General features: G+C 68.8%; 18 protein-coding genes. 15 read left to right on the forward strand and 3 right to left on the reverse strand.

The features are described 5' to 3' along the window. Positions 1–44 precede the first annotated feature (44 nt). Positions 45–1,148, reverse strand: coding sequence for an LptF/LptG family permease (locus GGQ61_RS03225; protein WP_183769863.1), 1,104 nt, complete (start codon positions 1,146–1,148; stop codon positions 45–47). Then, entirely contained in the window at positions 1,145–2,290 is a 1,146-nt protein-coding gene (lptF, locus tag GGQ61_RS03230) for an LPS export ABC transporter permease LptF (RefSeq protein WP_183769864.1), read from the reverse strand. Before lptF ends, GGQ61_RS03225 begins: the two co-directional genes overlap by 4 nt. Positions 2,291–2,444: 154 nt before the next feature. Here lptF and GGQ61_RS03235 point away from each other — a divergent pair, with 154 nt between their 5' ends. The 15 genes from GGQ61_RS03235 (at position 2,445) to GGQ61_RS03305 (ending at position 17,608) form a co-directional block, all read left to right on the forward strand. Then, positions 2,445–3,920: a leucyl aminopeptidase gene (locus GGQ61_RS03235; protein ID WP_183769865.1), complete on the forward strand. Its 1,476-nt coding sequence runs from the start codon at positions 2,445–2,447 to the stop codon at positions 3,918–3,920. A gap of 80 nt (positions 3,921–4,000) precedes the next feature. Beyond that, positions 4,001–4,705, forward strand: a complete 705-nt coding sequence (locus GGQ61_RS03240) for an alpha/beta hydrolase (RefSeq protein WP_183769866.1) — start codon at positions 4,001–4,003, stop codon at positions 4,703–4,705. Continuing rightward, entirely contained in the window at positions 4,702–5,160 is a 459-nt protein-coding gene (locus GGQ61_RS03245; RefSeq protein WP_183769867.1) for a DNA polymerase III subunit chi, read from the forward strand. The genes GGQ61_RS03240 and GGQ61_RS03245 overlap by 4 nt, the downstream gene beginning before the upstream one ends. Continuing rightward, a complete protein-coding gene (locus tag GGQ61_RS03250; RefSeq protein ID WP_183769868.1) occupies positions 5,157–5,474 on the forward strand; it encodes a peptidase inhibitor I78 in 318 nt (105 codons plus the stop codon). The genes GGQ61_RS03245 and GGQ61_RS03250 overlap by 4 nt, the downstream gene beginning before the upstream one ends. 13 nt (positions 5,475–5,487) lie before the next feature. Further along, on the forward strand, positions 5,488–6,063 hold the full coding sequence (mobA, locus tag GGQ61_RS03255) for a molybdenum cofactor guanylyltransferase (RefSeq protein ID WP_183769869.1): 576 nt from the start codon (positions 5,488–5,490) through the stop codon (positions 6,061–6,063). A gap of 88 nt (positions 6,064–6,151) precedes the next feature. Next, positions 6,152–6,730 carry an ANTAR domain-containing response regulator gene (locus GGQ61_RS03260; protein WP_183769870.1) on the forward strand — a complete coding sequence of 193 codons (579 nt, stop codon included), beginning with the start codon at positions 6,152–6,154 and terminating at the stop codon, positions 6,728–6,730. Beyond that, a complete protein-coding gene (locus GGQ61_RS03265) occupies positions 6,727–7,719 on the forward strand; it encodes a CmpA/NrtA family ABC transporter substrate-binding protein (RefSeq protein WP_183769871.1) in 993 nt (330 codons plus the stop codon). The genes GGQ61_RS03260 and GGQ61_RS03265 overlap by 4 nt, the downstream gene beginning before the upstream one ends. Before the next feature lie 223 nt (positions 7,720–7,942). Then, a complete protein-coding gene (locus tag GGQ61_RS03270; protein WP_183769872.1) occupies positions 7,943–9,160 on the forward strand; it encodes a nitrate/nitrite transporter in 1,218 nt (405 codons plus the stop codon). A gap of 26 nt (positions 9,161–9,186) precedes the next feature. Next, on the forward strand, positions 9,187–11,643 hold the full coding sequence (gene nirB / locus GGQ61_RS03275) for a nitrite reductase large subunit NirB (protein WP_183769873.1): 2,457 nt from the start codon (positions 9,187–9,189) through the stop codon (positions 11,641–11,643). Further along, positions 11,640–11,978: a nitrite reductase small subunit NirD gene (gene nirD / locus GGQ61_RS03280; protein ID WP_183769874.1), complete on the forward strand. Its 339-nt coding sequence runs from the start codon at positions 11,640–11,642 to the stop codon at positions 11,976–11,978. The genes nirB and nirD overlap by 4 nt, the downstream gene beginning before the upstream one ends. A gap of 4 nt (positions 11,979–11,982) precedes the next feature. After that, a complete protein-coding gene (locus GGQ61_RS03285; protein ID WP_183769875.1) occupies positions 11,983–14,643 on the forward strand; it encodes a nitrate reductase in 2,661 nt (886 codons plus the stop codon). Further along, a complete protein-coding gene (gene cobA, locus GGQ61_RS03290; protein WP_183769876.1) occupies positions 14,633–15,391 on the forward strand; it encodes a uroporphyrinogen-III C-methyltransferase in 759 nt (252 codons plus the stop codon). Before GGQ61_RS03285 ends, cobA begins: the two co-directional genes overlap by 11 nt. A gap of 67 nt (positions 15,392–15,458) precedes the next feature. Further along, positions 15,459–16,427: a magnesium/cobalt transporter CorA gene (gene corA, locus GGQ61_RS03295; RefSeq protein ID WP_183769877.1), complete on the forward strand. Its 969-nt coding sequence runs from the start codon at positions 15,459–15,461 to the stop codon at positions 16,425–16,427. After that, positions 16,427–17,113, forward strand: a complete 687-nt coding sequence (locus GGQ61_RS03300) for an alpha/beta hydrolase family protein (RefSeq protein ID WP_183769878.1) — start codon at positions 16,427–16,429, stop codon at positions 17,111–17,113. Before corA ends, GGQ61_RS03300 begins: the two co-directional genes overlap by 1 nt. A 177-nt stretch (positions 17,114–17,290) precedes the next feature. Then, positions 17,291–17,608, forward strand: coding sequence for a GIY-YIG nuclease family protein (locus tag GGQ61_RS03305; protein WP_183769879.1), 318 nt, complete (start codon positions 17,291–17,293; stop codon positions 17,606–17,608). Positions 17,609–17,612: 4 nt separating this feature from the next. On the opposite strand, the gene GGQ61_RS03310 is transcribed toward GGQ61_RS03305, so the two are convergent. Next, positions 17,613–18,893 (reverse strand): aminotransferase class III-fold pyridoxal phosphate-dependent enzyme, encoded by a 1,281-nt coding sequence (locus GGQ61_RS03310; protein ID WP_183769880.1) that lies wholly within the window; start codon positions 18,891–18,893, stop codon positions 17,613–17,615. Positions 18,894–18,947: the final 54 nt, after the last annotated feature.

Genomic DNA, 18,947 nt, shown 5'->3' on the forward strand with positions numbered 1-18,947 from the left:
GCGCGGACCCTGAAGCGTGATGCATAGCCGGTCAGTCCGGCGATTCAACCGTCTTCGGTGTAGCAGAGCAGCGCAAGGCCTGACAGCAACGCCACCAAAGGCGGCGCCCAGGCGGCCGCGAACAGCGGGATGATGTCGGCGCCGGCGAGCGCCCCGGAGAACTCGTTGAAGAAAAAAACGATGAATCCTAGGCCGACGCCGGCCCCGGCGAGGCCCGCCAATCCGCCCAGCCGGGCCAGGCGCAGCGAGAACGCCGCAGCGAGGATCGACATGGCCGCGAACAGCACCGGCGTGGCCAGCAACTGTTGGAAGCGCAGGCGATAGCCGTTGCCGGAGAACCCAGCCGCTTCCGTCAGTCGGATAGCGTCGGGCAGCCGCCAAAAGGCGACGGACTGCGGCGCGGCGTAGCGCTCCATGGCCGACTCTGCGTCGAGGGTCGAGCGGATCGACAGGGAGTCGGAGCGCACCGAGCTTTCGCCCGCGCTGGCCTCGCGCACATCCCAGAGCTTCCAGTAGCCGGGATAGAGCTGCGCCTCGGCCGCTTCCAGGCGGCGCTTGAACTCAGGCCGCCCGGCGCTGTCCTTCTGATAGACGAAGACCGAGACCGAGCGCAGTCGCACGCGGCCCTGCTCTGTGTCGCGCTGCTTGGCGTGGATGACCATCTGCGTCCGCTCGTCGCCCTGGCGCAGCCACACCTCCTTGGGTGCGTCGGTCAGGTAATTCTCCATCAGGTTCGCGCGGTCGGATTCGTACCTGGCGCTGAAGGTCGCGGCGAGCGGGTTGAACACCAGCACGACGGCGACGCCGATCAGAAACGCCACCGCCGCCGACGGCAGGATGAAGCGCCAGGCCGATACGCCGGCCGCACGCATGGCGACCAACTCGGAGCGTCGGTTGAGGCCGACATAGGCGGCGATGCCGCCGAATAGGAACACGAACGGCAGCAGCAGCAGCACGACCGACGGGGCCTGCAGCAGGGTCAGGCCGAACAACTGGGCGACGCCGACGTCGGCGCGCACGGCGACCTCGCGCGAGAGGTTCACGAACGAAACGAGGATGATCACCGCCGAAATCACCGCCAGCGCCGCGCCGACGCCGGCCAGGGTGCGGCCCATCACATAGCGCTCGAGCTTGCCGGCGCCGATCATGCGGCGGCCTCCCCGTGGCGGCTGATTCGGTGAGGTTTCAGGCGCATATCTATGAAACGAGAAACTTTTTCGCGGAAGATTCCCCGCAATCCGACATAGGTCGCGGCGACTGGCACGAGGTACTGCAGCACGTTCAGCCAGGCGGCTTCCTCTGACGCGGCCTGGACCACGAACCCGAGGATCCTAAAGCCCACCGCCACCGCGCTGATGATCGCGATGCGCCGCCCATAGCCCATGCGGCTGAAGCCGCCGCCGATGATCGCGGTGAAGGCCAGCGCCATCAGCGCGATGTTGTAGAGCGGACTGGCGATGCGGTTGTGGCCCTCGGCCAGCAGCTTCAGCCGGTTTCGCTTCTCCCAATCCTGCGTCAGGTCGGGGAACAGCAACTCGTGCAGGTAGCGGTCCGAAGGCTTGAAGTGAATCAGCTCGTCGCTGCGCATGAACGGCGCGAGTTCGTAAGGATAGTCGTCAAAGGTCAGGTAGTTGAGGACGTCCGCCTTGTCGAATTCCTGCATCGAGCCGCGATGCATGGCCAGCACCGGCTTGCCGTTGCGCTTCTCGATGCGTCCTTCCTCGGCGGTGTAGGTGGTGGCGCCGCCGCCGTCCTTCTCCTGGTGAATGAAGAGGTTGTGGATCAACCCTGTCGCGTCGACCGACTGGGCGTAGACCGTCAGACCTGGGGCCGGATTGGTGAACTCGCCCTCGCGGATCAAGGTCGAGGCGAGATCCGTACGCACCTCGAACAGCGTTTCCCGCATCTCGCGCGCAGCCAGCGGCTGAACCCAGAGGTTCATCACCAGAGCCAGCAGCGTGATCATAGAGGCCAACCGCAGGCCCGGCGCGATCACCCGCCAGCGGCTCATCCCCCCGGCGAAGCAGACCACGATCTCCTGCTCAGTGTGTAACCGGTTCAACGACACCAGGGCGGCGACGAACACCGCGATCGGCAGGACCATGTTGACCAGCTGGGGCATGGCCAGCAGCGTCACCTTGGCGAAGACGAGGGCGCTCTGCCGCTGCCCGACGATGAGGTCCAGCGCCGACAGGCTCTGCGAGAGCAAGGCGACGGCCGCCAGCGCGGCCGTGGCGAGCACGGTCGGTCCGAGGAGCTGGCGGAGCAGATAACGGTCGATCAGCAGCATGGGCAGAAAAGTGGGGTTCGCCGGGGATTTTGCGCGCCCTGGACGTGAACCTGCTCTAAATCATGCGTCGCCGCGTCACACAACCGCCGCAAGAACGGCCAAGCTTGCGAGCCAGATGGGCGCGGACCCAAATTCTTTTCGGAGTTCGAGACTGATGGAGATCGAGTTCATCGCGGCTGGCGCGGCGCCTGCTGATAAGAGCGCCCTGGCCTTGGTGGTGTTCGAAGGCGCGGTGCTGGACGGCCCGGCCGGCCAAGCCGACGCTCAGGCCGGCGGTGCGCTGGCGCGTGCGGCGACCGCTCAGCGCTTCACCGGCGCCAAGGGGCAGGTCCTGGACGTGCTGGGCGCCGCGGGAGCGGCCAGCCGGATCCTGCTGGTGGGCGCGGGCAAGAAGGACGGCTTCGACGACGTCGGGGCCGAGCACGCCGCCGCCAGCGCCTATAACGCCGTAAAGACCTCGGGTCTGACGACGCTGCGCGTCGAACTCCCTGCCGGCGGCTCGGCTGCCCATGCGGGCCTGGGCGTTCGCCTGGCCTCCTACCGCTTCGATCGCTACCGAACGAAGGAACCGGCGGACAAGAAGCCGTCGATCACGAAGACCCAGATCGTCGCCGACGACGCCGACAAGGCGCTCGCGGCCTTCGCCCCGCTCGCGGCGCTGGCCGACGCGGTGGCCTTCTCGCGCGATCTGGTCTCCGAGCCGCCGAACGTCCTCTATCCGGCCGAGTTCGCGCGCCGGGTGAAGGCGCTGGAGAGCCTCGGCCTCGAGGTCGAGATTCTCGGCGAGGCCGAGATGGAGAAGCTCGGCATGGGCAGTCTGCTTGGCGTGGGGCAGGGCAGCACCCGCGAGAGCCAACTGGCGGTGATCAAGTGGTACGGCGCGGCCGATAAGTCGGCCCAGCCGATTGCGTTCGTCGGCAAGGGCGTCTGCTTCGACACCGGCGGCATCTCGATCAAGCCGGCCGACGGCATGGAAGACATGAAGTGGGACATGGGCGGCGCCGGCGCCGTCGCCGGCCTCATGCACGTGCTGGCCGGCCGCAAGGCCAAGGTCAACGCCATCGGCATCCTCGGGCTGGTCGAGAACATGCCGGACGGAAACGCCCAGCGTCCGGGCGACGTGGTCACCTCGATGTCGGGCCAGACCATCGAGATCATCAACACCGATGCAGAAGGCCGCCTCGTGCTGGCCGACGCCATCTGGTACTGCCAGGACCGCTTCAAGCCGAAGTTCATGGTCGACCTCGCCACCCTGACCGGCGCCATCATCATCAGCCTCGGCAATGACTACGCCGGCCTGTTCTCGAACAACGACGAATTGTCGGCCAACCTGCTGGCGGCTTCGGGCGCCGAGGGCGAGCCGCTGTGGCGCATGCCGCTGCCGGCTCAGTACGACAAGAACATCGACTCGATGATCGCCGACATGAAGAACACCGGCGGCCGGCCGGGCGGTTCGATCACCGCGGCGCTGTTCATCCAGCGTTTCGTGAACAACGTGCCCTGGGCGCACCTGGATATCGCCTCCACCGCCTGGAAGAAGCCCTCGACCGTGCCGACCATCCCGGACGGCGCGACCGGCTTCGGCGTGCGGCTGCTGAACCGGATGGTCCAGGACAAGTACGAGGGCTGAGGCCCACGCGGCGGAGGGGAGATGCTCCCTCCGCCGACCTTTCGGCTCGGAACAGCTCGCTTCTGGGCTAGAACACGCCGATGCGATTCATCCTGCTTCACAGCCCGTTGACGGGCGCAGCGGCCTGGGGGCCTGTCGCGGCCGAATTGGCCGCACGCGGGATCGAAGCCACGCGCCCGGTGATCCCTCCGATGGCGGCCCTGGCCGCGCCTCACTACGAGAGCGCCGCGCGCGCCGTCGCAGCCCAGGTCCTGAGCCAGGGCGGCCCGTTCGTGTTGGCCGTGCATTCGGCGGCCGGCGGCCTCGCGCCTTCGGTCGTCGCGGCGGGCAAGAGGCAGATCCGCGGCGTGCTCTATGTCGACGCCATCCCGCCGCATCCTGGCCGCTGCTGGTTCGAAACGGCGAGCGATGGGCTGGTGGCGAGCCTCAAGGCCAAAGCCGAAGACGGCATAGTACCGGCGTGGGACCAGTGGTTTCCCCCCGGCGCGCTGGAGAGCCTGCTGCCGGAAGGCGCGCTGCGCGAACGGTTCATAGGAGAACTCTGTCCCACGCCGCTGGCTTGGTTCGAGGAGAGCGCCCCGCAGACGGACTTGCCGAATGACGTCGGCTGGGGCTTCCTGCGCCTCTCGAAGGCATATGAGCGCGAGGCCGGCGAGGCGCGACGGCTGGGATGGCCGACCCTGCGGCGCGACCTGCATCACCTGTCGATGGCCACGCACCCGAAGGAGGTCGCCAACGCCATGCTCGCCCTCACGCGGCTCCTGGGACTGAAGGCAGGCGCGTGAGCGAAGCCCCCTGCGAGGTATGGTTCTACCACCTAGAGCGCTCCGGGCTGGATCAGGTGCTGCCCGACCTGCTCGAGCGTACGCTGGGACGCGGCTGGAGGGCGATCGTGCGCACCCGGGAGCCAGACCGCATCGAACATCTGGACGGCTGGCTGTGGGCGTACCGCGATGACAGCTTCCTGCCGCACGGAACCGACGACGAGCCGCAGAAGGCCCGCCAGCCGATCCTGTTGACCCTGGCGATGGATAATCCGAACGAAGCCGACGTGCTGTTCGTCGTCGATGGGGCCGATCCGGGAGACCTTGCCGGATACGCCCGATGCATGATCGTGTTCGACGGTCGCGACGACGCCCAGCTGGCGGTGGCGCGCAGTCAGTGGAAGACGATCAAGGCCAAGGGGCATCCCGCGGTCTATTGGAAGCAACAAGAGCGGGGATGGGAGAAACAGGCATGAAGAAGCTCATCGTCCTTGGCGCGGCCCTGATGGCGCTGGCGGCCTGCGCCGACAGCCCGCCGGTTCCGCCGCCCGCTCCGCCGAAGCCCGCGCCGGCCCCCCCGCCGCCGCCGAAGGAGCCCGATCACTGCGGCGCGGACGCCGCTCAGAAGTACGTCGGCCGCCCCCGTTCGGAGATCCCGGTTCCGGTGCAGCCGAACCTTCAGCGCGTGGCCTGCACGACCTGCCCGGTCACCATGGACTTCAACGAGCGGCGCCTGAACTTCTTCTACGATGCTGCGACTGGCATCGTGAAAGAGGTCAAGTGCGGCTAGAACCCCGCGTAAGATGACCTCGACGCTTGGGGCGATGATCCTGACGGGCGGCGCCTCCAGTCGAATGGGCGTCGATAAGGCGACGCAGCTCTGGGAAGGAATTGCGGCTGTGGAGCGTGTCGCGGCGTTGGCCCGCGCGGTCGGGGCGAGCCCAGTGGTCACCGTTGGCGGTCGATCGCACGGCCTGCCGCATGTCCGCGATGAACCGGCGCTCGGCGGACCGGTGGGCGGCGTGCTGCGCGGAGCGGAGGCCTTGCGGGAGGCAGGCTGCTCAAGAGCGCTGATCCTGGCGGTCGACGCCCCGACCGTGCAGGCGGCGGATCTCGCGCCGCTGCTGAGGGCTGACGGGCGAGGTGCGGCTTACAAGACCCTTCACTTGCCGATGGTGCTGAGCCTCTCGGCGCTGCCGGCTGACGCTGAGGCCGGATGGCCCCTAGCGCGCCTTGCAGAACGGGCAGGGTTGGCGAGACCCTCATGTACGGCCGAGGTTGCGGCGCGAATCCGCGGCGCGAACACGCTGGACGAGCGCAATGCGCTGTTGGCGTGCATCCCTCGGGACGATTCTGCCGAGAAACCGGGCGCCGGCTGACCGATCGTCGGGCGTTTCAACGTTGCAAACAGCCGAGAAGGACCTCCCCCCCTGATCAAAGGCTGCGCCTCGCTCTTAGTCGAGCGGCATGCGCGTGCTTGTCATCGATCCTGATCCTGCCCGGGCCGCCCTCGTCGCCGAGGGCCTGGCCGGCGTCGAACCGTTGGAGGTTCGGCGGGCCTCGGTATTTGACGAATTGGAGGTCGCGCGCTTCGGGCCGGACGTCGTGGTCGTCGCCGCCGATAGCCCCGATCGCGACACGCTGGAGAGCCTGCGCGAGACCAGCTTGGCCAATCCGCGGCCCGTGGTGATGTTCGTCGACCGCTCGGAGCCGGGCTTGGCGGAGGAGGCGGTTCGCGCGGGCGTCGCCGCCTACATCGTCGACGGCCTGGCGGTCGGCCGGGTCCGCGCAATCCTGGAGGTGGCGATGACCCGTTTCCAGTTGATGAGCCAGCTGCGGCAGGACCTTGAGCGGGCCAAGGCCGACCTGGCCTCGCGCAAGACGGTCGAGAGGGCCAAGGCGCTGCTGATGAAGGAGCGCGGTCTGGAAGAAGACGCGGCCTATCGGCTGCTTCGCAAGCTTTCCATGGACACCGGCCGACCGCTAGGAGCGGTGGCGGCGGACCTGCTCGCCTTCGCGGGCGTGCTGAAGGGAGACGGCGCATGAGCCGCAGCGAGGTCCTGAGGCTGGGCTTCGTGCCCCTGACCGACAGCGCGCCGCTGGTCGTCGCCAAGGAGCGGGGATTCTTCGAGGCCGAGGGCCTGAAGGTCGAGCTGAGCCGCGAGGTGTCGTGGGCGACGATCCGCGACAAGGTCGCCGTCGGAGCGCTCGACGGCGCCCACATGCTGGCGCCGCTGGCGCTGGCCGCGACGATGGGGGCGGGCAGCGAGCCCACGCCGATGATCGCTCCGATGGCCCTGAACCTGAACGGGGCGGCGGTGACGCTGTCGACCCGGCTCACCTCGGCGCCGGGGGAGAACGGCGAGGCGATGGCGCTGGCCAAGCTGATCGCGCGACGCCGCAAGGAAGGGGCGAGCCTGCTGACCTTCGCGGTCGTCTATCCGTACTCGGTGCACAACTATCTGCTGCGCGACTGGCTGGCGGCGGCGGGCGTCGATCCCGACAACGACATCCGCCTGACCGTCGCCGCGCCCTCGCGCATGGCCGAACTGCTGGCCGACGGAATTATCGAAGGCTTCAGCGCCGGCGAACCCTGGAGCAGCGTCGCGGTGGCGTTGGGAGCTGGGCGGGTCGCGGTGCGTGCTTCACAGCTCTGGGGGCGGGCGCCCGACAAGGTGCTGGGCGTGACCCAGGAGTGGGCCGACGAGAACGGCGAGGTCCTGACCCGGCTCTTGCGGGCGCTGATCACCGCAGCGGCCTGGTGCGACGCCCCCGAGCATCGCGGCGAACTGTCGGGCCTGCTGGCCGGGGCCCCATACGTCGACGCGCCACGCGCGGCGATCGCCGCCAGTCTGGACGACGTGATCTTCCACCGCGACGGGGCTAATGCGCCCCGTACGGCCCAGGCCGCCTGGCTGCTCGGCCAGATGGCGCGCTGGGGACAGGTCGCCGCTGACGCCGAGACCTCGTCGGTGGCCGGGCAAGTCTACCGCCTCGACCTCTACGAAGCGGCCCGCGCCGGCCAGAACGCCTAAAATCCAATCACGCGCCCTGGTCGGCGCCGAGATTTTGCGCTGCAGCAAAGACCTCGCCACTCACCGCTGATTTGCAGATGACGCCTCAGCCAGGCCGGGTTCTCCTGGTCTTGGCCTCAGGACAACGGCGTTCGCGGCCCCTGGAAACCGCCCGATGACGGGCGGACCTCCGCCTTCGGCGACGCCGCCTCTTCCGTCCATTCCTGCACGGGGCCAATCAGCCATGCTGAGCCGTTCTTTCCTCAAGTCGGGCCACACGCCGACCCTGCTCTCGGCGTTCCTCTATTTCGACCTCAGCTTCATGGTCTGGGTGATCCTGGGGCCGCTGGGCGTCGCCATTTCCAAGACCCTGCATCTCGATCCGGGCCAGAAGGGCCTGATGGTCGCCATCCCGGTCCTGTCCGGGGCGATCCTGCGGCTGGTCGCTGGCGTGATGGTCGACCACATCGGTCCCAAGAAGACCGGCCTGATCGGCCAGGTCATCGTGATGGCGGGCCTGGGCCTGGCCTGGTTCCTAGGCATCAAGAGCTACGATCAGGTGCTGATGCTCGGCGTGGTGCTGGGCGTCGCCGGCGCATCGTTCGCCGTCGCCCTGCCGCTCGCCTCGCGCTGGTATCCGCCGGAGCACCAGGGCCTGGCGCTCGGGATCGCCGGCGCGGGCAACTCGGGGACCGCACTGGCCGCTCTGTTTGCGCCGGGCCTGGCCCAGACCTTCGGCTGGACCAACGTCATCGGCCTGGCGGTTCTGCCGTTGGCGGTCGCCTTCGTGGTCTATCTGATCTTCGCCAAGGATGCGCCGAACCGCCCGCCGCCTAAGCAGCTGTCGGAGTATCTGGGCGTGCTGCGCACCGCCGACGCCTGGTGGCTGATGCTGCTCTACGGCGTGACCTTCGGCGGCTTCGTCGGCCTGTCGTCGTCGCTGACCATCTACTTCAACTCCGAATACGGCCTCTCGGCGGTCACTGCCGGCTTCTTCACCGCCGCCTGTGTGTTCGCTGGTTCGTTCATCCGCCCGGTCGGCGGAGCGCTGGCCGACCGCTTCGGCGGGGTCCGCACCCTGACGGCCGTCTACATGCTGGCCGCCGTCGGTCTGACCCTGGCGAGCTTCGAGGCGGCCAATCCCTACATCGCGCTCGGCGTGCTGATGTTCAGCATGATGGCGCTGGGCGCCGGCAACGGCGCGGTGTTTCAGCTTGCCCCCCAGCGGTTCGGCAAGGAGATCGGCGTCGTCACCGGGCTGGTCGGCATGACCGGCGGGATCGGCGGCTTCTACCTGGCCGCCAGCCTGGGCTGGGCCAAGCAGGCGACCGGCAGCTACCAGTCCGGCCTGCTGGCGTTCGCGGGGCTCGCCCTGCTGGCCCTGGCCTGTCTGACCGGGGTCAAGGCGCGCTGGCGCCAGACCTGGGGCGCCCAGGCCGCCGGCGCCCAGCTTCGCCTTTGATTTCCTCTGTGACCGGGAGCGTTGCGATGCCCAAGGAAAAGCTCGTCGTCATCGGCAACGGCATGGCCGGCTGCCGGGCGGTGCAGGAAGTGATCAAGCGCGACCCTGACCGCTACGAGATCACCATCTTCGGCGCCGAGCCGCGGGTGAACTACGACCGGATCATGCTCTCGCCGGTGCTGGCGGGGGAGAAGGCCTTCGAGGACATCGTCCTCAACGACGAGGCCTGGTACCGCGACAACGGCATCGCCCTGCACGCCGGTCACGCGGTGACGCAGATCGACCGCGAGGCGAAGGTGGTTCGCACCGCTTCGGGTCTGGCCGAGCCCTATGACCGGCTGCTGCTGGCCATGGGTTCGGACCCGGTGCGGCTGCCGCTGCCGGGCTCGGACCTCAAGGGCGTGGTCACCTTCCGCGATCTGGACGATGTCGAGGCCATGGTCGCGGCCGCCGCCAAGCCGGGCGCGAAGGCCGTGGTGATCGGCGGCGGGCTGCTCGGCATCGAGGCGGCCTACGGCCTTGTTCGCCGCGGCATGGCGGCCACCGTCATCCACCTGATGGACGTGCTTATGGAGCGCCAACTGGACGCCTCCGCCGGCTTCCTGCTGGTCGAGGCGATGGCCCAGCGCGGCGTCGACACCGTGCTCGGCGCCCAGTCCGAGGAGATCGTCGGCCAGGACGGCAAGGTCGCCGGCCTGAGGCTGAAGGACGGCAGGCTGCTGCCGTGCGACATCCTGGTGATGGCGGTCGGCATCCGTCCGAACGTCGCGCTCGGTCGCGAGGCCGGCCTGGAGATCGGGCGCGGGATCGTCGTCGACGACGCCATGCGCACCTCCGACCCGGCGATCCTGGCCGTGGGCGAGTGCGCCGAGCACAGGGGCCAATGCTACGGCCTCGTCGCGCCGATCTGGGAGATGTGCAAGGCGCTGGGCCAGACCCTGACTCAGGGCGAGGGCGCCTACGAGGGCTCGGTGCTCTCGACCCGGCTCAAGGTCTCGGGCGTCGACGTGTTCTCGGCCGGCAAGTTCGGCGGCGGGACGGAGTGCGAGGACATCGTGTTCCGCGACGCCGGGCGCGGGGTCTACAAGCGCGTCGTGCTCGAGAACGGCAAGGTCGCCGGGGCGGTGCTGTTCGGCGACGCTGCGGACGGTCCCTGGTACTTCGACCTGATGAAGTCGGGGGCCGAGGTCGCGGACATTCGCGAGACCCTGATCTTCGGCCAAAGCGTGACGGAGGGCCTTCGGGGCCTGGACCCTAGCGCCGCCGTTGCCGCCATGGCCGACGAGGCCGAGGTCTGCGGCTGCAACGGCGTCTGCAAGGGCGAGATCACCGGCGCGATCACAGTTCAGGGGCTTTCGACCCTGGACTCGGTCCGCGCTGTCACCAAGGCCTCGGCATCGTGCGGTTCCTGTACGCCGCTGGTCGAAAAGCTGCTGAAACTGACGCTGGGCGACGGCTTCCAGGTGCAGACGGGCCCCAAGCCGGTGTGCGGCTGTACACCCAAGGGCCACGATGAGGTCCGCCGACGCATCGTCGCCGAGGGTCTGAAGTCGATCCCGGCCGCCATGCAGGGGCTGGAATGGGCCACGCCCGACGGTTGCGCCTCGTGCCGGCCGGCTTTGAATTACTACCTGCTGTGCGCCTGGCCCGGCGAGTATCGCGACGACAAGCAGTCGCGGTTCATCAACGAGCGCGCCCACGCCAACATCCAGAAGGACGGCACCTATTCGGTCGTACCGCGGATGTGGGGCGGCATGACTAGCGCCGCCGAACTGCGCGCCATCGCCGACGTGGTCGAGAAGTTCGAGGTCCCGGCGGTGAAGGTGACCGGCGGCCAGCGCATCGACCTGCTGGGCGTCAAGAAGGACGACCTGCCGGCGGTCTGGGCCGACCTCAACGCCGCTGGAATGGTCAGCGGCCACGCCTACGCCAAGGGCCTGCGGACCGTGAAGACCTGCGTCGGCTCGGACTGGTGCCGGTTCGGGACCCAGGACTCAACCGGCCTGGGCGTGCGGCTGGAGAAGTTCATGTGGGGCTCGTGGGCGCCGGCCAAGGTCAAGCTGGCCGTCTCCGGCTGCCCGCGCAATTGCGCGGAGGCGACCTGCAAGGACATCGGGGTGATCTGCGTCGACAGCGGCTACGAGATCCACGTCGGCGGCGCGGCGGGCCTGCATATCCAGGGGACCGAGGTGCTGACGAAGGTCGCCACCGAGGACGAGGCGGTCTGGACCATCTGCGCCGTCACCCAGCTCTACCGCGAGAACGGCTGGTACCTGGAGCGGATCTACAAGTGGATGGCCCGGGTCGGCCTGGAGAGCATCAAGGGCCAGGTAGAGGATCCCGAGGCCCGCAAGGCGCTCTACGACCGCTTCTCGTACTCGCAGCGCTTCTCGCGCATCGACCCCTGGGCCGAGCGCGTCGCCGGCCGCCACGCCGAAGAGTTCAATCCGCTTAGCCGCCGTATGGAGTTCGCGCCGTCATGAACGTGCTGGTGAAAGATCCGATCGCCTGGACCGATGTCGGGGCGGTGACCGACATCCCGCTGCGCGGCGCCCGGCGGGTGCCGACCCCGAGCGGCGATATCGCCATCTTCCGGACCGGCGACGGCAAGGTGTTTGCGCTGAAGGACGCCTGTCCGCACAAGGGCGGGCCGCTGAGCCAAGGCATCGTCCACGGCCACGCGGTGGCCTGCCCGCTGCACAACTGGTCGATCGACCTGGCGAGCGGCGAGCCGATGGGGGCCGACCGAGGCAAGGGCTGTACGCCGGTCGTGCCGCTCGAAGTCCGCGACGGCCGTCTGCTGCTGGGACGGAGCTGAGGCGATGAGCCGGGCCGCGGTTCGCACGGCTTGCCCCTATTGCGGCGTCGGCTGCGGCGTCGCCGGACGACCCGAAGGTCGCGCGTTGGAGGTCGCCGGCGACGCGGCGCATCCCTCGAACTTCGGGCGGCTGTGCTCCAAGGGCTCGGCGTTGGGGGCGACGGTCGGACTGGAGGGCCGACTGCTGAGCCCGATGATCGGCCGGCGTGCGGCGAGCTGGGACGAGGCGACCGCCCTGGTCGCCCGGCGCTTCAAGGAGACCATCGCCCGGCATGGCCAGGACTCGGTGGCCTTCTACGTCTCGGGCCAGTTGCTGACCGAGGACTACTACGCCGCGAACAAGCTGATGAAGGGCTTCATCGGCTCGGGCAACATCGACACCAACTCGCGGCTCTGCATGGCCTCGGCGGTCGTGGCGCACAAGCAGGCGTTCGGCGCCGACCTGGTGCCCGGTTGCTACGAGGACCTCGACCTGGCCGACCTCGTGGTGTTCTCAGGCCACAACGCGGCCTGGACCCATCCGGTGCTGTTCCGGCGGATGGAGCAGGCTCGAACCCGCGGGCAGCGCCACGTGGTCATCGACCCGCGCCGCACTGACACCGCCGAGGTCGCCGACCTGCATCTGGCGCTGGCCCCGCAGAGAGATGTGCGACTGTGGAACGGCCTGCTGGCCGAGCTGGACCGGCGCGGAGCGCTGGACAGCGCCTACATCGCCGCGCATGTCGCTGGCTTCGCCGAGGTGAAGGCGGCGCTGTCGGCAGACGATCAGTCGCCGGCGGCGGTGGCGGCCGACTGCGGCGTGCCGCTGGCGGACCTGCAGCAGTTCTTCGATTGGTTCGCCCAGACGCCGCGGACAGTCAGCCTGTTCTCGATGGGGGCCAACCAGTCGGCCCAGGGCGTCGCCAAGGGCCTCGCGATCCTCAACGTGCACCTGGCCACCGGCCGGATCGGCAAGCCGGGCGCCTGTCCGTTCTCGATCACCGGCCAGCCCAACGCCATGGGTGGGCGCGAGACTGGCGGCATGGCCACGACCCTGGCCGGCCACATGGACTTCGACGACGTCTCGCGGGCCCGTGTGGCGCGGTTCTGGGGCGCGCAGAACGTCGCGCCGCGCCCGGGCCTGAAGGCGATCGACATGTTCGACGCCATCGCCGACGGCAAGATCAAGGCGCTGTGGGTGATGGCGACCAACCCTGCGGTCAGCCTGCCGAACGCCGACAAGGTCCGTGCGGCGCTGGCGGCGTGTCCGTTCGTGGTGGTCTCGGACTGCATGGCGCAGACCGACACAATGGACTTCGCGCACGTGAAGCTGCCGGCCCTGGCCTGGGGTGAAAAGGACGGCACGGTCACCAATTCGGAGCGGCGGATCTCGCGCCAGCGGCGGCTGTTCGACCCGCCGGGCGAGGCGCGCGCCGACTGGCGGATCATCGCCGATGTCGCCAGCGCGATGGGCTGGCGCGAGGCCTTCGACTGGCGCTCACCGGCCCAGGTGTTTCGCGAGTGGGCGCGACTGACCAACTACGAGAACCAGGGGCGGATGCTGGCGCTGGGTCCGCTGGCGGGGCTGACGCCTCAGGCCTACGAGGCGCTGGAGCCCGTGCAGTGGCCGGTGACGGCGGCGGGCGGCACGGCGCGGCTGTTCGAGGACGGCGTCTTCCAGACCGCGGACGGCCGGGCGCGGATGGTGGTCACCGAGGCCAGGGGGCCAGCGCAGGCGACCGATCGGTCGTTCCCGCTGGCGCTCAACACCGGCCGGGTGCGCGATCACTGGCACACGCTGACGCGGACGGGGCTTGCCCCCGACCTCTGCCGCCACACGCCAGAGCCCTATGTCGAGATGCATCCAGCCGACGCCGAGCGCCTGGGTGTGATCGACCGCGCCTTGGTTCGGGTGCAGACCATGCAGGGCGAGGCCGTGACGCTCACCAAGTTGACCGACCGCCAGCGACAGGGATCGATCTTCATGCCGATGCACTGGACGCAGGCCTTCGCACCGAGCGGCCGGGCCAACCCGCTGGTCGCCGCGGCGGTGGATCCGAAGTCGGGCCAGCCGGAGTTCAAGCACACGCCGGCGCGGGTGAGGCCTTATCGCGAGACCTGGCGCGGTTTCTTCATCGCCCGAGCCGGCTGGTCGCCGCCGGCCGGGCTGGACCTCGTCTGGCGGCGCATCCCGCAGCACGGCTGCCAGTTGCACGAGTTCGCCGGGCGCGGCGACGAGACAGAGCGCGAGGCGCTGCGCCGGGCGCTGAGCAAGGGCGCGCGGGGCGAGCCGATGCGGTTCGAGGACGCCTCCGCCGGCAGCCTGCGTGAGGCCTATCTGGCTGGCGAGGCGCTGGATCGCGTGCTGTTCACGGCCACGAGCGGCGCGCTGCCGCCGCGCGACTGGCTGGCCGAACTGTTCGCCAAAGACGCGCTGAGCGCGCTCGACCGCACCGCCTTGCTGATCGGGCGGGCTCCGGGTCGCGTCGTAGAGAGCGCGCCGCTGGTCTGCGCTTGCCGCGGCGTGCGGGCCGACAGGATCGGCGCCGCTATCGAGGCCGGGGCCGGATCGGTCGACGCAGTCAGCGAGGCCACGGGCGCCGGTTCGTCCTGCGGCTCCTGCCGGCCGGAGATCGTCTGGATCATCGCCCAGACCCAAAGCAAGAAGGTGCGCCATGCCGCATGACCCTGGACGTGTTCTGCTGGTCGGGGCGGGGCCCGGCGCCGCCGACCTTCTGACGGTGCGCGCGGCCCGGGCTGTGGCCGAGGCCCAGGCGCTGCTCTACGACGCCCTGGTCCCGCAGGAGATCCTCGACCTGGCTCCGGCCAGTTGTCTGAAGATCCAGACCGGAAAGCGCGCAGGCCGCACCAGCATGGCGCAGACGACGATCAACCGGCTGATGGTGCGGCTGGCCCGGCGTGGGCTCGACGTCGTTCGTCTCAAGGGCGGCGATCCGTCGGTGTTCGGTAGGGTAGGCGAGGAGATGGCCGTGCTGAAGGCGGCCGGCATCGAGGCACAGGTCATTCCGGGCGTGACGGCGGCGGCGGCGGCGGCCGCGCAGTTCGGCTTCCCGCTGACCCATCGCGGCCAGGCCCGTCGCGTGGTGCTGACCACGGCGCGACTGGACCAGGGCAGCCTGGCCGAGGACTGGCGCGCGGCGGCCGATCCCGAAGCGACCCTCGCGATCTACATGGGCGGAGCCGCGGCTGGCGCGATCCGCGATCGGCTCATTGCGGCCGGCCGGTCGGCGGCGACGCCGATCCTGGCGGTCGAAAACGCCGGACGCCCTGCGGCACGGCTGTTCACGGGGGTGTTGGGCGGGTTGGCTGAGACCGTGCCGGCCGATCTCGACGGGCCCGTCCTGATCGTGGTCGGCGATGTGGCGGCGCAAGCCGTCGAGGCGGCGCCGGCCCTGACTGAGCTGGCGAGCTAGCCGGCTTGGCCGCGGCGGCGGACGAGGCGCACACTGGCGCCGATTCCAGTTGGTCGTGGTGAAGCCGATGAGCGTGATTGCCGCCTATGTGTATGGCGAGGGCCAGCGGGTTCGGGAGATAGACCTTGGGGACCCCGCTAGCCTCGAGCTGCAGCCCGGCCAGTTCGCCTGGATCGGACTCCTCGAGCCGAGCGAGGCCGAGCTCGACGTCCTGAAGCGGCGCTTCAACCTCCACCCGCTTGCTGTCGAGGACGCGCTGAAGGCAGACCAGCTGCCAAAGGTCGACGTCTATGGCGACCAACTGTTCGTGGTCGCCCGCACCGCGCATCTGCAGGAAGAGAAGATCGGCTACGGCGAAACCGACATCTTTGTTGGTCCGAGCCACATCATCACCGTTCGCCACGGCTCGGCGCGCGCCCATCTGGAACTTCGCCAGCATCTGGAGGCGGCGCCGGCCCAGCTCAAGCACGGCGTCGACTACATCCTTCACGCGGTGCTCGACTTCATCGTTGACGGCTACTTTCCGATCGTCGATGCGATCGAGGAGAAAGTGCTCGAGATGGAGCGCTACGCCCTCGACTCCTTCCTGAGCCGCGCCGAGGTCCTGCGGATCTTCGCTTTGCGTCGCGAACTGATGCGCTTCAAGCGGGTGCTCGGCCCCATGGAGGAGGTGGCCAGCCGTCTCGAGCACCACGAATTGCCCTGTATCGATTGGGATGTTCGGCCTTATTTTCGTGACGTCTACGATCACGTGCGGCGCGTCGCCTCGTTGGTCGAGACGCTTCGCGAGGTGCTATCGTCGGTGTTCGAAGCCAGCAGCCTGATGGAGCAGCAGCGCCAGGGTGCGATCACCCGGCGACTGGCGGCCTGGGCCGCGATCCTGGCGGTGCCGACAGCCATCGCCGGGATCTACGGCATGAACTTCGAGGTCATGCCGGAACTGAAGTGGCGCTACGGCTATCTGATGGTGGTGATCGCCATCACGGCGATCTGCCTGGTGCTATATGCCCGGTTCAAGCGCTCGAAGTGGCTGTGATGATCGAAGCTGTCGTCATTCCCCTGGACCCCGAGCGCAGCGTCTCCGGCCTCTGGATCCGCCCCGAAAACGCGCGCGCGGCGCTCGTCCTGGCGCACGGCGCAGGAGCTGGCATGGCCCACAAGGCCATGGCCGCCACCGCTGAGGGACTGGCCGAGCGAGGCGTCGCAACCCTTCGCTACAACTTTCCCTACATGGAGCGCGGTTCGAAACGCCCGGATAGCCCAGCTCTGGCCCATCAGGCCGTCCGCGCCGCGGTCGCCAAGGCGGGTGAACTGGCCGCGGGCCTGCCGCTGTTTGCTGGCGGTCGGTCATTCGGGGGGCGGATGACGTCGCAGGCGCAGGCCGGACTGGCTTTGCCCGGCGTCCGAGGGCTGGTCTTCTTCGCATTTCCCTTGCACGCCCCCGGCAAGCCGGGTGTCGAGCGCGCCGCGCATCTGTCGGAGATCAAGGTCCCGATGCTCTTCCTGCAAGGAACCAATGACGAGTTCGCCCGCCTGGACCTGCTGAACGAGACCATCGCGGGGCTCGGCGCCGGCGCAAGCCTGACCTTGGTGGAATTCGCGGACCACTCCTTCCATGCGCCCGCCAAGAGCGGCCGCAAGGACCCGGAGGTGCTGGCCGAGGCTCTGGACGCTTGCGTAGACTGGATGGCCGAGAATTGGGTGCGGAGCCTTCCGGAATGAAGCCGCGCCGCCTGCTGCCGGGATCGGACAAACTGGCGAACCACGCAACCGCGGCTGGGCGGCCATCGACGCTTCTGCGGCTCGGCGATGGGCTCGCTCCTCCCAGGGCGAGCCGATAGGCTGGCGTCTATGATCCAGGGGGCGCCCGGATGGTTGGGAAAAGCGCGGCGCGCGGCCGTGAGCCTTCGCGCCACGACGCGTGGAGCGTCGGGCGCCAAGCAATCGGTGTATGTCGTGCTGCTCCACGACGACCGGCGAGCCGATCCGTGGGGCCTCTATGTCGGTCAGACGTCCCGCGATCCCGACGTGCGGTTCGACCAGCACAAGGAGGGGTATAAGGCGAGCGGTCCAGCGCGCCGCTTCGGCGTGAGATTGCTGCCGGACCTCGTAGCCCACCTCAACCCCATGCGCCGCTGGGAGGCGCTGGAGTTGGAGGCGGCCCTGGCCGAGGCCTTTACTGCTTCGGGCGTGCCCTGGGTCGAGGGCGGCCACTAGGCGTCTAGTGGCCGTCGACCATCTGGTGCAGGAAGGCGATCTTCGCGACCGGCTCCAGCGGGCCGGCGTCCTTGACCACCTTGAAGGCGTCGTCGGCGGCGTTCAACGTGTCGTCGATGTCGGCCTCAGTCATCGCCGCGCAGATGAACATGTTGTGCCAGGGGTGGAAGTAGACGCCGCGCTTCAGCAGGGCGTTGTTCCATAGGTAACCCTTGGCCGAGGTCGGGTCGTCGTCGAACATGATGAGGGGCAGTTGGGCCGGACCGGTCTGGCGCAGCGCGAAGCCGTGACGGCCCGCTGCCTCGTCCAGGCCGCTGCGCAGCCGCTCGCCGAGCGCGATGGTTCGCTCGAGGTAGTCGGTCTGCGCGATCAACTTCAGGGTCTCCAGGGCCGCGGCCATTGGGGCGGCCGAGAACCAGTAAGAGCCGGTCGCGTAGATGGTCGCCGCTGCGAAGCGGCAGACGTCGGACCCCAGCAGCGCCGAGATCGGGTGGCCGTTGGCGACCGCCTTGCCCCAGGTGGAGAGGTCGGGCTTCACGTCGACCAGCGACCAGCTGCAGTCGCGGGCCAGACGGAAGCCGGCGCGGACGTCGTCGACGATCAGCAGAGCGCCGTGCTCGTCGCACAGCTCCCGGGCCCGGCGGGCGTATTCGGGGTTCGGCAGTTCCTGGTCGATGAAGGTGTCGTGCTTTATCGGCGAGGCGAAGATCGCCGCCAGGTCGGACCCGGCGGCCTTCACCGCCGCCTCAAGGCTCTCGACGTCGTTGTATTCATAGAACACTTGGTTCGCGCGGTCGGAGGGGGCGACCCCGTTCTTGACCGGCGTGCACCAGGGCGCGGCGCCATGATAGGCGCCCTTGGCCAGGACGATGGTGTTCTTCTTGGTGTGATTGCGGGCGATCATCATCGCCATGGTCGTGGCGTCGGTGCCGTTCTTGCAGAACATGGCCCAGTCTGCGTGACTGACCTGGGCGGTCATCGCTTCGGCCAGCAGGACCATGGCCTCGCCGGGGCCGGTCATGGTGTCGCCGAGCTTGGCGCGGTCGAAATAGGCCTGGTCGATGCCCGCATGCGCATAGCCGAACAGGTTGGGCCCATAGCCGCAAAGGAAGTCGACGTAGCGGTTCCCGTCCATGTCCCAGAGGTAGGCCCCCTGGGCGCGGTCGAAGAACTGCGGGTAGTCGTCCGGAAGAAGCATGACCGACTGGTGGCCATACATGCCGTTGGGGATGACGGCCTGCGCCCGTTCACGCAGTGCGCTGTCCTTGCTGTTCGTCCAAACCATGTCGGCCCCTGTAAGATAGTTTTGACTATCCTACCGAGCCGGACTTACTAATCA

Origin of the sequence: Phenylobacterium haematophilum (assembly GCF_014196295.1) — a bacterium.
GTDB classification, from domain to species: Bacteria; Pseudomonadota; Alphaproteobacteria; order Caulobacterales; family Caulobacteraceae; genus Phenylobacterium; species Phenylobacterium haematophilum.